The organism is Bacteroidota bacterium, assembly GCA_039714315.1.
GTDB lineage: Bacteria > Bacteroidota > Bacteroidia > Flavobacteriales > JADGDT01 > JADGDT01.
This window is the reverse complement of record JBDLJM010000086.1, coordinates 1-13,522: the sequence shown is the minus strand read 5'-3', so window position 1 is coordinate 13,522 and position 13,522 is coordinate 1. Positions and strand designations below refer to the sequence as shown.

Here is a 13,522-nt window from a genome sequence, read left to right as displayed (position 1 = left end):
TTTATAGCTAAGTGCAGATGATTATATTTTTATGCAATTCACTTTTTTCATAAGACAGATATGCGATCAAAGTATAAATTAATAAATGGAGTAATGAGCTATTAGGAGAGATAGAAAAGTATTGTGAATTTTGACAATGTTTAGGTTTGATAAAACAAAAAAGAGCCTAAAGTATTATAACCTTAGGCTCCCGATATATTATTGTTTAATATACTTTATTACGCTCCAATCATAACCGGCATAACAAGCATTAGAATTTTCTCACCTTCTTCTAAACCATCAGTCGGAGTTAAAATACCAGCTCTGTTTGGAGCAGACATTTCAAGAGTAATATCGCTTGATTCAAGACTTGCCAGCATTTCTATTAAAAATCTTGAGTTAAAGCCAATTTGCATATCATCTCCCTTATAATCACATGAAAGACGTTCATCGGCTTTGTTTGAATAATCTAAATCTTCTGCAGAAATTTGTAATTCAGCACCTGCTATGTTTAGCTTTATCTGGTGTGTAGTTTTATTAGAGAAGATAGAAACACGTTTAACAGAACTAAGGAAGTTGTTTCTGTCAAGAGTTAATACATTAGGATTTTGTTTCGGAATTACCGCTTCATAATTAGGATATTTCCCGTCGATTAATCTACAAATAAGTTCAATGTTATTGATAGTGAATTTTGCATTTGCAACATTGTACTCTATCAAAACATCAGAATCATTAGACCCTAAAATATTTCTCAATAAGTTTAAAGGCTTTTTAGGCATGATAAAATCAGCTTCCTCTTCGGCAGTAGCATCAGTACGCTCATATTTCACTAATTTATGAGCATCTGTAGCAACAAAAGTCATTCCTTCGGGCGAAAACGAGAAATATACACCCGACATAACAGGGCGTAAATCGTCATTTCCGGTAGCAAAAATTGTTTTAGATATCGCAGTATTCAAAATATTGGCCGCAAGCTCTACTTTTGATGGTGATTCTAAATTAACTGCATTAGGAAATTCATCCCCTTCGATATATGCTAAAGCATATTTACCGAAATCAGAAGAAATTTCAATAGTCTTATTATCCTTATTTTGTATAAACGTAAGTGGTTGTTCAGGGAAAGTTTTAAGAGTATCTAAAAGCAATTTTGCAGGAATAGCCAATACACTGTCAGTTTCAGATTCTACTTCAATACTTGCCGACATAGTAGTTTCCAGGTCAGAAGATGTTATTGTAAGGGTTGAATCTTTTATCTCAAAAAGAAAATTATCGAGAATTGGTAATGTATTATTGTTACTTATAACACCCCCAAGTATTTGTAGGTGTTTTAATAGTAATGAACTGGAAACTAAAAATTTCATGTGTATATTAATTTTATGTTTTTGTCACATGTTATCCACTAATAATTATACTAGTTGCTATGAACGTTAGTCCTTAGGGGGATTTCATGCTTATTCTATTTACCTGAATAAATTTATATCTAATACTAAAAATGATTGCTCAAGATAATTAAAATCTCTTACTAATAAATCATTGCAAATATAAATTATTAACAAGTTTGGTGTTAATTAATTTTGTATTTTCTTTTTCTGATGAAAACAAATAATACTGCAAAAATCAACAATATACTCACCGGGAAAATAATATTGATTGCCTGCCAATAAGTTCTTTCCTTTTGAAGTATTTTTTTGTCTAAAAGTCGTAGTGTTACTTCTTTTTTCTTAATATTTAAAATACCGGAGCCATCCAAAAGGTAACTCAAAGAATTTTCAATTAATTCCTTGTTGCCATACTGCTGATTAAACCATTTGTCATATCCAAGAGGTAATGGTTGTCCGTTTTGAAACTGATTTGCAATAATATCCCCATCCGAAAATACAATTATTTTATTTTCTTCACTTATGTTTGTATAATTAGCGGCAGCGAATGGAAGTATTCTGTTTTTAAAAGCCGAACTAAATTTACCTTCCAAAAGAAGCCCGAGAATTTTCCTTCCTTCGTTATAACTATTTTCATTAAGCTCTTTCTGAATTTCGGAGAAGTCGATGAAATTTGGAATACCGAATGTTTTGGAGAATTCAGAGGATTCTAAAAGAATTGTTTTTCTTACTTCAGGTGATAAAATAGTATCAATTGAAGATGCAAACTGATATTTTACAGCTTCTATATTTTTAACAATAGGGTGTTTCGATTTTGGGATTGACAGAGGGAAGTATGGCCATGGTACAGTGTGATATTGTACATTATTGCCTAAATTTCCGCTCGCAAGTTTTATTGGAGCAAACTGTAAATCTTTTACAATGTCAGCATTAACTCTAAATCCGTATTTAAATAACATATCATTTAAATTCAAATCGCGGGGGAAGGCCAGCATTTTTCCATCTTTTAGCAAGGAGTCCATATCGGCATAGGCACCGTCGAGTAGCCACATACTTTTTCCTCCTTTCATTATGTATTGATCTATCAGTAGCTTTTCCTTTTCACTTATCTGTTTACCCGGTTTTATCACCATCAGGGCATCGTAATTTTCAATAACTTTCTCAAGCTCGAAAACCGAAGTTTCACCATTGAGTTTTAATCTTTCAAAGTGATAATATTCGTGTTGACTATTTAAGAAGTCTGCTAAAAATGCATCATTAAGTTCATCATGTCCTTTTAAAATAGCAACTTTCGGCTTAATGTTAGTGTTTATTTTTATTATAGCATCAACCAGAGCATATTCAATGTTTTCAATTGAGTTGTTAAGTTGTTGTTCTGCCGAAGCTCCGATTTTATTTTTTAAGAGATTTACTCTTACAGATTTGTTATCTTTTTTAATAAGTGCCCAGGGAAATATGTATTTTGATTTACGTTCACCTTTTTTATTAATTTCAACATTAATAGGACTCAATCCTTTAGAATTCAGCTCCTCTAAAATCTGGTCTCTCTGTTGATTGTCTTTTCCTTCAAAAGGATCTATAAATGAGTAGCTTATCTTTGAGTTGTAATTTTTGAAATCTTCAAGAGTTCTTTTAACTTCAGCCTCAAGTTGTTTAAAGCCTGTAGGTAAATCACCACTCAACAGAACCTGTATGTGGATATCTTTATCTGTTTCTTCAATTATTGATATACTGCGGCTATTCAGAGTAAAACGTTTATCAGAAGTGAAGTCGAATCTGTATACCAGAAAAGCAGATATGTAATTTATCAGAATAAGAAATAATATCAGTATTGAAATATTTCTTAAGTCTGATTTGCGTTTAGCTTTATTCCACTTAAGTTTTTTTATCTGAACAATAGCTAAACCTGAAAATACAACTATCAGACTCAGGAAGTAAATTATATCGCTGAAATCAATTACTCCACGGCTAATACTTGTAAAGTGATTTAGCATGCCGAGCTGTTTCAGTGAGTAATTAATTGATGTAAGAAAATCAATTTCGGAAATGAGTTCGAAGGAATAGTAAAACAATACAGAAATAAGTATTCCGGAAATAAAGCAGGTTATTTGATTGTCGGATATAGTTGAACTAAACATTCCTATCGCCGTAAATGCTGTAGATATCAGTATTAAACCAAAATAAGAAGCTGCAATTGCTCCAAGATCGATATTTCCAACGGGTACAGAAAGTTGATATATAGAGTAAACATATATCAGAGTAGGTAAAAGAGCTAAAATAATTAGAGTTAGTGTAGCTGAAAATTTAGCTAAGAAAATTTGACTTTCTTTTATAGGGTGTGTTAATAGCAGTTCTATAGTTCCTTGTTTTTTCTCTTCCGAGATCATCCCCATTGTCAGCGCAGGGATGAGAAAAAGCAGGAACCAAGGCGTTATTCTAAAGAAGTTATCCAGACTTGCATATCCATTATTCAGGATATTGAACTCTCCATCGAAATACCAGAAGAATAGTCCGTTTATCAATAGGAATACCATTAGAACTAAATATCCGATAGCAGATGAAAAAAACTTTATAATTTCTCGTTTGTAAATTGCAAACATACTTTTGTTACTGGTTACTGGTTACTGGTTACTGGTTACTGGTTACTGGTTACTGGTTACTGGTTACTGGTTACCGGTTACTGAGCTTGTCGAAGGACTGGTTACTCCCTTCAACTTCTCTCAGGAACCACGCTCAGGGCAAGGTTTACGTTTTTTAACTCACACGGACTCATAACTTATGAATCCCCAAAACTCTTTCCATTGTCCAGGCTTCAGGTTTTTGGCTAAACATTTCTTTTGTAGGAGTCCAAACACGTTTAAATAATTCCGAATTTCTATAATTGTCGAGACTTTCTTCATCGTCCCAATAACTATATGTCATATATACATTTTCTTCATTTTTAACTTTCAGAAGATCCAGAAGGTCACAACCTTCAAAATTCATAATTTCGTCTTTATGTTTCATGAAATTTTCGCGAAATTCATCCACGCGGTCTTCTTTAAACGACATTTTTACTATTCTAATAATCATTTTAAATAAAGTTTATTGTTATTGTATCGAGATAATTAAGACCCAATAGGGTAGAAGCACCTCCAACAGTTTTCAGGTTACTTCGGTATATGGCAATTTCCAAAAAGTCAGCTGAATTAAAAAGAGCCAGTTTTTGTCCGTCTTTAATTTCTTTATTTGCAGAATTAAAGTTTTCTATCTCGTTATATTTATTTTGAATTTTTTTCCATTTATGATTTCTGGCAATTATTTCGAAATTTGTATAATTTCCTTTTGCCAAATTAAAAAAGTCGCGCTTAATGTTAGTGATAACATTTCCGTAATTATCGATATAAATAACGCTTCCGATAATTTTACTTCCATCATCCGTGATTAGAGGTTTCATAACCTTCATTTCTTTAGTTTCGGCTATGGGTTTTCCAATTATTTCCATAGTTCCGCCACGGGCTATATGACAAGCTGTTTTTACCAGAGTAGGTACTGAAGACGACTCGTTTTGGTTGCCAATATTTATTTCAAATATCTTAAATTCTGAAAATTCATTTTTTAAAAATGATAATATACCATTATCGGCTGTTACAAAGTATTGATCATTAATTTTGGCTGCGATAAGTTTATTATCGATACTGTATTCTGAATCTACGGTGATAATATTTACGGTCCCTTTAGGGAAATTAGTGATGGCGTTTTTTACAATATAAGCTGTTTCGATTAAGTTGAATGGAGATATCTCATGCGAAATGTCAATCAGTTTTGCATCAGGCAATTCAGAGAGTATAGCTCCTTTCATTGCAGCAACATGATAGTCTTTTAACCCGAAATCACTTGTTAATGTGATAATAGCCATTTACTTATTTTATAGCTTGAATGATGAATATATTATGTGTAAATGTATTAAAACTAGCGATTAAATAATGCAAATTGCAGGTGGAAATTTAAAAACATATTAACACCTGTTTTTTTTACAAAGAATATTACTTTTAAAAAGAATAAGTATAACCTTGTGAAACTTTAAAGTTTACAATTATTAGATAAGATTTATGAAATACGATAATCAGTTTTTGATGCTAACTCATATATCTCAGTTAGCAGGTTTGATATTGCCATCATTGGGAGGAATAATTATTCCAATAGTTATCTGGATGAGTAAAAAGGATGAAATTTATGATTTAGACAGACACGGGAAAGATATAATTAACTTTCAGCTGTCGATGTTGCTATGGGGTATCATTTCCTTTTTACTGTTTTTTATATTCATCGGTTACATCTTATTGGTAATTATTGGTCTTATTTCAGTAATATATCCGATAGTTAATGCAATTAAGGTTAATGATGGGAGACCGTATCATTATCCTTTGACGATTAAGTTTTTGAATTAGGTGTTGATTAAGGTTTTAGGTGTCTTTGAAAATGATTTTTATGCGCCTTTTCCGGCTATCCGCTTGTAGTTTTACTTGCTGTGATAGCTCACAATAGCTCTGTGGGGTCCACGCTTGAGGCGTGGCCGCCACAGAGCTTTGTTCAACAATCACAGCAAGCAAAAGCTATCGCTCTTATCCGGGGCGTTATACTAATAAGACGAAGTACTGTCTACTGATAAGCAGGCATTCCCAATAATGATGTTCAATTAGGCTTTAAAGTATATGGTATATTCGTATTAAAGGATTTATATCAAAAAATACAAAGGCTTCGTTTATTTAGTTTTTAATTCTTTGAAATAGAAAAAATTAAATGCTATTGTAAAACCACTCATCACAACAAAGAACAGCCAGGCTATTTGAGGAAGCCCCAAAAGTAATATTCCAAATAGAAGTACAAATGGGAATATTATACTAATGATGCATTCCATCTGAACTATTATCTTAACTTTTTCCCATGATGATTCTCTTATTGCCAGAAAAGAACTAATAGCGTACCCAAGTATGGTTGCACCTAAGATAGTATATATCTGCGGAACTTCCTCTGACATTGCGCCCGTAAGGCTTCCCCACTGTATAGGAGCAGATAGAAAAATAAGAGCGATAATACTCATTATAGTACCATGTACGATAAATGTATTCCTGAGGCCAATTGATATTTGTTTTTCCATTATATATTAAAAGTTTTTGATTAATATACAGTAAGTTACGAAATCATTATGTGAAATTATCGGTAGAACTGAAAATAGTATTCATAAACGGTTTTTTTGGCAAATAATCTGGGGCATTTTAACCGCAATGTAACACAAAGCCGGAGCAATATTACAAAGAGCAAAACTTTGCTAAACTCAGTTTAGAAATGTTGTAAAAAAGGCAGACCCAGTTTTTTTGCAAAAACTCCGATCATCGGCTGAGCCTGGACACGGTGAGCTGATGACAAAAAATACTAACCGCGGAGTAACGCCAAGTAAAGCGCAAAGCTACGCAGAGTTAATATTCTTTTTACTTTGCGAAACTTTATTCACAAATATTTATTGTTTTTGGTGTTCATGATTACTCCCGTCGGCTAAGCCGAGGCACTGCGTAATTGCGCATAACTTTGCGAAACTTTGCGGTAAAAAAAAGATTGTCATGGGTAGAGGTGAATAATGCGGGTTATACCAATAAATACAAATAAAAAGACCTGCAATATTGACATAAGTCAACATGCAGGTCTTTATATGTATTTATTTTAGCTTATTTTGTGAAAATCTCTTTCAATTTTGCAGCTAATTCTTCACCTCTTAAGTTCTTAGCGATGATTTTACCTTCTCTATCAAGTAAGATAGTTGTAGGTATAAAACGAACGTCATACTCTTTGTTTACTTCTATAGTATCTAACATTTGAGTATAGTTGATTTTATCATCCTCAATTGCCTGTAACCACTTGTCTTTATCTTGTGGACGGTCTACAGAAATACCTGCAATTGTGAATCCGTCGTTTCCATATTTTTCGATTAGGGCAATGTTGTTTGGATTTTCTGCTCTACACGGCTTACACCAGTGTGCCCAGAAATCGATAAGAACAACTTTTCCTTTTTGCTCAGAAAGCTTAAACTCTTCTCCTGTAGTTGTAGTAAGAGTGAAATCAGGAGCAACCGCACCTGTAGCCAGTTTAGCTAATTTAGCAAGTCTTTCGGCTAAATCTTTACCGTATTTGCTGTCTTTTACTTCCTGAGAAAAACCTTCGTAAATAGGGTTTACTTTTTCGTAATCAAATTTTTGAATAATAGTGTTTAAAGCCCATGCAGAAAGAGTTGCTTCATTGTTTGTTTTAGCAAATTCATAAACCAGGTTTTCTCCTTTTGCATCGTTTTGCTCGATAGCATCTTTTAAAGATTCTAATTTAATTGAATCTTTTTGCATCTGAGCCATTTGAGCTTCCTGATAAAGTTCTCCTTTTTCTTTTTGTACTTCTTTGAATCCTTCGATTAATTCAGTGTAAAGTTCGTTAGATGCAGAACCTTTGATTTCTGACTTGTCAAGACTGTCGATATTTCCTTCAAGAGTTACATTGTCATTCCCCACATACATGAAAACACCTTTTTGTCTGTTTTCTTCAAGTATGAACAGACGGAAATCTGCTTCCTCCATTTTTTCTGTGTAAGAAAATTTTCCTTCTTTTATTTCAATAGTATCTATATTTGAAGGACGGTTTTCTTCGATTTTGGCAACAATTAATTTACCGTTTTCCAATCCGGCAATATTACCGTTTATTGTTAGGTTATCTTGATTGTTACAAGAAACTAATGCTGTGGCAAATCCAATTGCCATTGCTATTTTTCTCATGTTGAGTTTATTGATTAATATTAATTATTTGTTTTTATCTGAATGTTCTATTTTAATTGTCAGTGGCTGCGTTATTTTCAACGAAATCGTCAACTTTAGCAATAACTTCATCCTGCATCATGTTTCTGCCGATAATAATTCCGTTTTGGTCAACTAATACACTTTCGGGAATTACTCTGATAGCAAGTTTTCTGGCAGCTTCATTTTTATATCCTTTAAGGTCGCTTACCTGGAGCCATGGAAGTTTGTCTTCTTTTACAGCTTCTATCCACATATCTTTATTTGTATCTAACGATACAGATATTATTTTTATTTGATCCTCGCTGTATTTTTCTGATATGTTTTTTGCCATACTGTTAGACATTCTGCTGTTTTCTGCCGAGGAAGTCCAGAATTTAACCAACATTAAACCATTTTTATTCTCAAGTTTAATCCCGGTTCCGGTAGTGTCATTTTGGGTAATTTCCGGGAACTTATTGCCTACTGTTGTAGCTTTTATCTGAGTAACAAGCTCGTTTAGTTCCTGTCCGTATTTTCCATTTTTTATTTCCGGAGTCATAGAATTATTAATGGTATCTAAAACTGTAATATCGCTTGAACTCAGGTAGTTTAGTGCTACATAAGGAGCAATGTCTTTAGATCCATTTGTTACGGCAAAATTTAGAATATATCTCAGTTTTTTTACTTCGTTTTTTTCATACTGACTTGATAAACTTTTAAAGGTTTTAAGATGTTTTTTATTACTCGCCTGTAAGCCTTTAACATACAATTCGTTCTTGTAAGAGTTGAATCGTCCAATTATTTTATTGAATTTATCCAGTAATTCCTGATTTTCTGAACCCTTAATATCAGCACCCAACAAATCTTTAACATCTGCATCGATCAATATTTTGTTTTTCTCAACAAAGATTGGCAATGTAGATGAATTTCTGCGACTTGTACTCAGGTAAAATACTTCAGGAGATTCAATATTCCCCTCAAATTCAAAAAAATCAGTTCCTTTTAGAAACAGAGAGTCAACAGTTACTAACTGACCGTCGATATCTTGTTGAAGATATACAATACCCTTGCGCATACCTTTAACGTTACCCTCGATACTAAAGTTGGAATCTAAATCCTTACTACAGGAACCTAATATTCCTATTATTGATAAAATAAAAAAAATCTTTTTCATCTAGTATATTTACATGTTTTTGTCACCTGCCTGACTGCTTCTTGCAGGCAGGGATGTTACATTCATTTATTATCATTCCCCTTGCCGGCCACGCTAAAGCTTGGTGTGAGAAAAATTACACTCATGAATGTTTCATCTATTGAATTGAGTTTTAAGTTTTTTTCAAGTTTAGCCGTAAAGATAATATTGTTTACTAATTATCCCCGATTAATTATAAATATTAAAGATTAGAAGCAAGTTCCATCAGGTAGGCCGAGAACATAGCCCCGTATGTACCTACTGCATAACCCAAAACTGCCAAAAGAACTCCAACCGGTGCTAATGCCGGATTGAATGCAGCTGCAACTATCGGTGCCGATGCTGCTCCTCCAACATTTGCCTGACTTCCAACTGTTAAGAAAAAATATGGAGCCTTAATTATTTTGGCAACCACTCCTAACAGTAAAACATGGAATGTCATCCAGATTAAACCAACGGCCAAAAGTCCCGGGTTTTCGAAAATCTGTAAAACATTCATCTTCATACCAATGGTAGCAACTAAGATGTAGATAAATACACTACCGATTTTTGAAGCTCCTGCTCCCTCGAGTTTTTTCGCTTTTGTAAATGATAGTAGTAAACCTAATGTAGTTGAAACAACAATTAGCCAAAAGAAACTGGAACTCAATGAACTTTCATTCATGCCTGGGAAAGTTTCAACTAGCCATACTGTAAAACTGTCGGCAAACATGTGTGCCAGGGCAGTTACACCAAATCCAACACCGATAATTAACATATAGTCTTTAAGTGTAGGCATTCTGGATATACTGGCTGTATAGTTGGCAACTTTATTTTTAAGTTCTTCAATTGCAGATGAATCTGCATTTAACCACTTATCTATTTTAGCAGTTCTACCAATTCCCATTAATAATACTGCCATCCAAATATTGGCTACAATTATGTCGACAAGTACCATTGCACCATATTTTTCTTGTGGATACTGGTATATTTCCAACATAGCTGCCTGGTTAGCACCGCCACCAATCCAACTTCCTGCAATGGTAGTTAAACCTCTCCAAACTGCATCAAAACCAACTCCTCCAACTGTATCAGGAGAAAAGTAAGAAACTATCAAAATGGCTAAAGGACCACCCAGCATAATTCCTACTGTTCCGGTAAAGAACATGATAATACTTTTAGGTCCAAGGTTAACAATAGCTTTAAGGTCTATGCTCAAGGTCATTAAAACCAATGATGTAGGCAAAAGGTAAAGTTTTGCCATTGTGTATAATTCTGAGTGTTCTTCTGATATAATTCCAAAAGAATTCAGGAAACTTGGAATCAGATAAGCCATTAATAAAGGAGGAAAGATCTTATAGAACCTTTTCCAATTTTTATTGTTGCTGCTAGATGTGTGAAATACAAAGGCAAGAGAAGCCAGAAGTAATCCAAATACTATCGCATCGTTTGTAAATATAGGTCCTTCCATCCTGTTATATAGTCGTTATACTTTGTTTTAAAATAATTTCGGGCGAAAATACTCATTTTTATTAAAAGGCAAAGATATTTCAGGTTAATTGATGTGTATTTATGATTTGTTATGATGTAGACTCCTGTAGAAATTTATTGTATGATTATAGCCATATACCTTTTTTTGTGATAAATTTGGGGGAGTGTATTAACGAAGTAAGTTTGAAATATTAATTGGGAACACAAAAAAAATTTATGAAATCCATTTATTACTTAATATTTTTACCTGCAGTATTTTTTATCTTTTCGTGTGGTAATAATGAAAATGAGAAAAAAGATAGTGGGGATGTGCCCGTGGAGTATGAGTTGCCGTTAAAATATGCAACTCATTTTAAGGTATTTAAATCCGGAGAAGATTTTAGAGTTGAAATTATTGGAGACAATAAGATTGTGCAGGAGTTTGTTGTATCGTATGCACCTCAAAATAAGAATATAATTAAAATTCCATTTGAGAAAATTGTAGCTACATCAACAACACATTTGGGTTTTTTTGAGATTTTGAATTCCAGAGAGAGTATAGTTGGTTTTCCAAATACAAAATTCATTTCAGATTCAGTTTTACACAATTTGGCAATAAACGGTAAAATTGCAGAGCTTGGAACTGCAGAGGCGTTAAATCTTGAAAAACTTTTTGATCTCAATCCTGATATTGTGTTTGATTTTCCAAACTTAAGAGCGCAGGGGCAAACAAAAGAGCTGCATAAAGTAGGCATAAAGTCTATTTTTATTACTGAATTTTATGAGGAAAACACTTTGGGAAAGGTGGAATGGATAAAACTTTTTGGTTTGTTGATGGGAAAAGAGGAATTGGCAAATAAGGAGTTTGAAAAGATTGAAAAAAACTATCTGGAATTAAAAAATACTATTAAAAAGAAAGATATAAAGCCTAAGGTTCTTTCGGGAATAATGTTTGGCGATGCATGGTATGCTCCCGGAGGAAACAGCTTTGCAGTTAAAATGTACGAAAATGCCGGGGCCAGTTACGTTTGGAGTAGTGATACTACCAGCGGGTCAAAATCATTTTCATTCGAAAAAGTATTTGAAGATGCCATAGATGCAGATTACTGGATAGGTGTTGGCGGAAAAAAATCGTTAGATGATTTGTTAAGTTCAAATACAAAATATTCACTGTTTAAAGCATTTAAAGATAAAAATGTATACTCATACGGTGGCCTTACCCCGTGGGGAGCTAATTCGTATTTCGAAATGGGAGTATTACGACCCGATGTGGTACTAAAAGATTTGACGATTATTTTTGACCCCAAGGCTGATAAGGAGAATCTGGTTTATTATAAAAAGTTGAAGTAAACTTACTGCCCGGGGTGAAAAAAATGTAATCATTTCTTATCTTGCATTATATTAATCAATATTGATTTGCTCGAATGACATTGTTAATTATATTTTTTTCATTATCAATTGTTTTTTCATTTTTATGCTCTATATGGGAAGCCGTCCTTTTAAGTATTCCCCGGTCAAGAGTTGAAATTCTATTAAACGAAGATAAGTGGATAGGAAAGACACTAAAAGGTTTTAAAGAGAACATTGATAAACCTTTGGCCGGCATACTTTCGTTAAACACCATTGCGCATACGGTAGGAGCTATTGGAGTGGGAGCTCAGGCAGCACGTTTGTGGGGGGAGAATTATATCAATTTGTTCGGGTTAAATGTTAGTATAGAAGCTGTTGTTGCAGGGCTGATGACGCTTGGAATTTTGATACTTTCGGAGATTATACCTAAAACTATTGGTGCAAATTATTGGAGACAGCTTACAGATTTCACGGTTTACGGCGTAAAAGCAACGATGATATTAACTTATCCACTAGTATGGATGAGTCAGGTATTGACCAGGAAATTGAAGGTAAATGAAGGAGATAATACTTTAAGTCGTTCAGAATTTTACATTATGGCCAGGGTAGGTGCCGCCGCCGGAGTCATAGATAAAAAGGAATACGAAATTCTTGAAAGTTTAAACAGGTTCAAGGCTGTAAAGAGTAAGGATATAATGACTCCAAGAACCGTAATTAATGCTTCTTCTGAGAATGCAAGTATTGAAGATTTTTTTGAGCAGCACAAAGGATTGCCGTTTTCCAGAATACCTATATACAATACTAATGTGGATAATATTACCGGTTATGTTTTAAAAGATGAAATCTACGCCAGTATAATTAATGGAGATAAAAATGTGATATTGAAAGACTTTTCAAGAGAGATCTCGGTTATTTTAGAAACATCCGATATTTCACGATTACTGCATCAGCTTTCAAATAAAAATGAACATATAGCTTTAGTAGTTGATGAATATGGTGGAGTATCAGGAATAGTTACTATGGAAGATGTATTGGAGACCCTTATAGGAATAGAGATTATGGATGAGTCGGATATGGTAGAGGATATGAGGGTTTTAGCTCATAATATATGGAAAGAAAGAGCCAGGCGATTAGGGATAATTAAAAAAGATGATTAATAAATAAAAAGGCTGTGTTTAATAAAATTTAAACACAGCCTTAATTTTTATAGTTTTTGATTATAATACTTGTACTGCTAATTTACTCCTGTAGCACTTTGAATATTTTCATTTAGTTCGGCGTTTTGATTTGTTACGATAACAACGGCCATGGCCTCTCCAGTGTTCCCATATTCGTCGGTTACGATTAATGATATTAAATTACTGCCAATGTCTCCT

General features: G+C 33.5%; 11 protein-coding genes. 3 read left to right on the top strand and 8 right to left on the bottom strand.

All coding sequences use genetic code 11. The annotated features are described in order from the left end of the window. Positions 1-218: 218 nt before the first annotated feature. The 4 genes from dnaN to ABFR62_09315 all read right to left on the bottom strand — a co-directional run bounded on the left by dnaN (position 219) and on the right by ABFR62_09315 (position 5,256). Positions 219-1,340: a DNA polymerase III subunit beta gene (dnaN, locus tag ABFR62_09330; protein MEN8138624.1), complete on the bottom strand. Its 1,122-nt coding sequence runs from the start codon at positions 1,338-1,340 to the stop codon at positions 219-221. Positions 1,341-1,543: 203 nt separating this feature from the next. After that, complete coding sequence (gene gldG / locus ABFR62_09325; GenBank protein MEN8138623.1) at positions 1,544-3,958, bottom strand: gliding motility-associated ABC transporter substrate-binding protein GldG; 2,415 nt, start codon at positions 3,956-3,958, stop codon at positions 1,544-1,546. A 169-nt stretch (positions 3,959-4,127) separates the two neighbouring features. Then, complete coding sequence (locus ABFR62_09320) at positions 4,128-4,430, bottom strand: antibiotic biosynthesis monooxygenase family protein (GenBank protein ID MEN8138622.1); 303 nt, start codon at positions 4,428-4,430, stop codon at positions 4,128-4,130. A gap of 1 nt (position 4,431) precedes the next feature. Next, positions 4,432-5,256, bottom strand: coding sequence for an SAM-dependent chlorinase/fluorinase (locus ABFR62_09315; GenBank protein MEN8138621.1), 825 nt, complete (start codon positions 5,254-5,256; stop codon positions 4,432-4,434). Positions 5,257-5,449: 193 nt separating this feature from the next. On the opposite strand from ABFR62_09315, the gene ABFR62_09310 reads away from it, so the two are divergent. Then, positions 5,450-5,788: a DUF4870 domain-containing protein gene (locus ABFR62_09310; GenBank protein MEN8138620.1), complete on the top strand. Its 339-nt coding sequence runs from the start codon at positions 5,450-5,452 to the stop codon at positions 5,786-5,788. A 314-nt stretch (positions 5,789-6,102) separates the two neighbouring features. On the opposite strand, the gene ABFR62_09305 is transcribed toward ABFR62_09310, so the two are convergent. The 4 genes from ABFR62_09305 to ABFR62_09290 all read right to left on the bottom strand — a co-directional run bounded on the left by ABFR62_09305 (position 6,103) and on the right by ABFR62_09290 (position 10,797). Further along, entirely contained in the window at positions 6,103-6,498 is a 396-nt protein-coding gene (locus tag ABFR62_09305; GenBank protein MEN8138619.1) for a hypothetical protein, read from the bottom strand. Positions 6,499-7,063: 565 nt separating this feature from the next. Further along, positions 7,064-8,155, bottom strand: coding sequence for a TlpA disulfide reductase family protein (locus tag ABFR62_09300; protein ID MEN8138618.1), 1,092 nt, complete (start codon positions 8,153-8,155; stop codon positions 7,064-7,066). A gap of 52 nt (positions 8,156-8,207) precedes the next feature. After that, positions 8,208-9,329, bottom strand: coding sequence for a TlpA disulfide reductase family protein (locus tag ABFR62_09295; protein MEN8138617.1), 1,122 nt, complete (start codon positions 9,327-9,329; stop codon positions 8,208-8,210). A gap of 220 nt (positions 9,330-9,549) precedes the next feature. Next, positions 9,550-10,797: a DUF819 family protein gene (locus ABFR62_09290; GenBank protein ID MEN8138616.1), complete on the bottom strand. Its 1,248-nt coding sequence runs from the start codon at positions 10,795-10,797 to the stop codon at positions 9,550-9,552. Positions 10,798-11,033: 236 nt separating this feature from the next. On the opposite strand from ABFR62_09290, the gene ABFR62_09285 reads away from it, so the two are divergent. Together ABFR62_09285 and ABFR62_09280 are read left to right on the top strand one after the other, a co-directional pair. Then, the gene (locus ABFR62_09285) at positions 11,034-12,146 is read left to right on the top strand and encodes an ABC transporter substrate-binding protein (GenBank protein ID MEN8138615.1); all 1,113 of its coding nucleotides are present in this window, start codon (positions 11,034-11,036) and stop codon (positions 12,144-12,146) included. A 74-nt stretch (positions 12,147-12,220) separates the two neighbouring features. Then, positions 12,221-13,303 carry a hemolysin family protein gene (locus ABFR62_09280; GenBank protein ID MEN8138614.1) on the top strand — a complete coding sequence of 361 codons (1,083 nt, stop codon included), beginning with the start codon at positions 12,221-12,223 and terminating at the stop codon, positions 13,301-13,303. Positions 13,304-13,522 lie beyond the last annotated feature (219 nt).

Excerpts from the sequence above, each read along its gene's own strand:
- dnaN (MEN8138624.1), bottom strand. The coding sequence starts at position 1,340 with ATGAAATTTTTAGTTTCCAGTTCATTACTATTAAAACACCTACAAATA.
- gldG (MEN8138623.1), bottom strand. The coding sequence starts at position 3,958 with ATGTTTGCAATTTACAAACGAGAAATTATAAAGTTTTTTTCATCTGCT.
- ABFR62_09320 (MEN8138622.1), bottom strand. The coding sequence starts at position 4,430 with ATGATTATTAGAATAGTAAAAATGTCGTTTAAAGAAGACCGCGTGGAT.
- ABFR62_09315 (MEN8138621.1), bottom strand. The coding sequence starts at position 5,256 with ATGGCTATTATCACATTAACAAGTGATTTCGGGTTAAAAGACTATCAT.
- ABFR62_09310 (MEN8138620.1), top strand. The coding sequence starts at position 5,450 with ATGAAATACGATAATCAGTTTTTGATGCTAACTCATATATCTCAGTTA.
- ABFR62_09305 (MEN8138619.1), bottom strand. The coding sequence starts at position 6,498 with ATGGAAAAACAAATATCAATTGGCCTCAGGAATACATTTATCGTACAT.
- ABFR62_09300 (MEN8138618.1), bottom strand. The coding sequence starts at position 8,155 with ATGAGAAAAATAGCAATGGCAATTGGATTTGCCACAGCATTAGTTTCT.
- ABFR62_09295 (MEN8138617.1), bottom strand. The coding sequence starts at position 9,329 with ATGAAAAAGATTTTTTTTATTTTATCAATAATAGGAATATTAGGTTCC.
- ABFR62_09290 (MEN8138616.1), bottom strand. The coding sequence starts at position 10,797 with ATGGAAGGACCTATATTTACAAACGATGCGATAGTATTTGGATTACTT.
- ABFR62_09285 (MEN8138615.1), top strand. The coding sequence starts at position 11,034 with ATGAAATCCATTTATTACTTAATATTTTTACCTGCAGTATTTTTTATC.
- ABFR62_09280 (MEN8138614.1), top strand. The coding sequence starts at position 12,221 with ATGACATTGTTAATTATATTTTTTTCATTATCAATTGTTTTTTCATTT.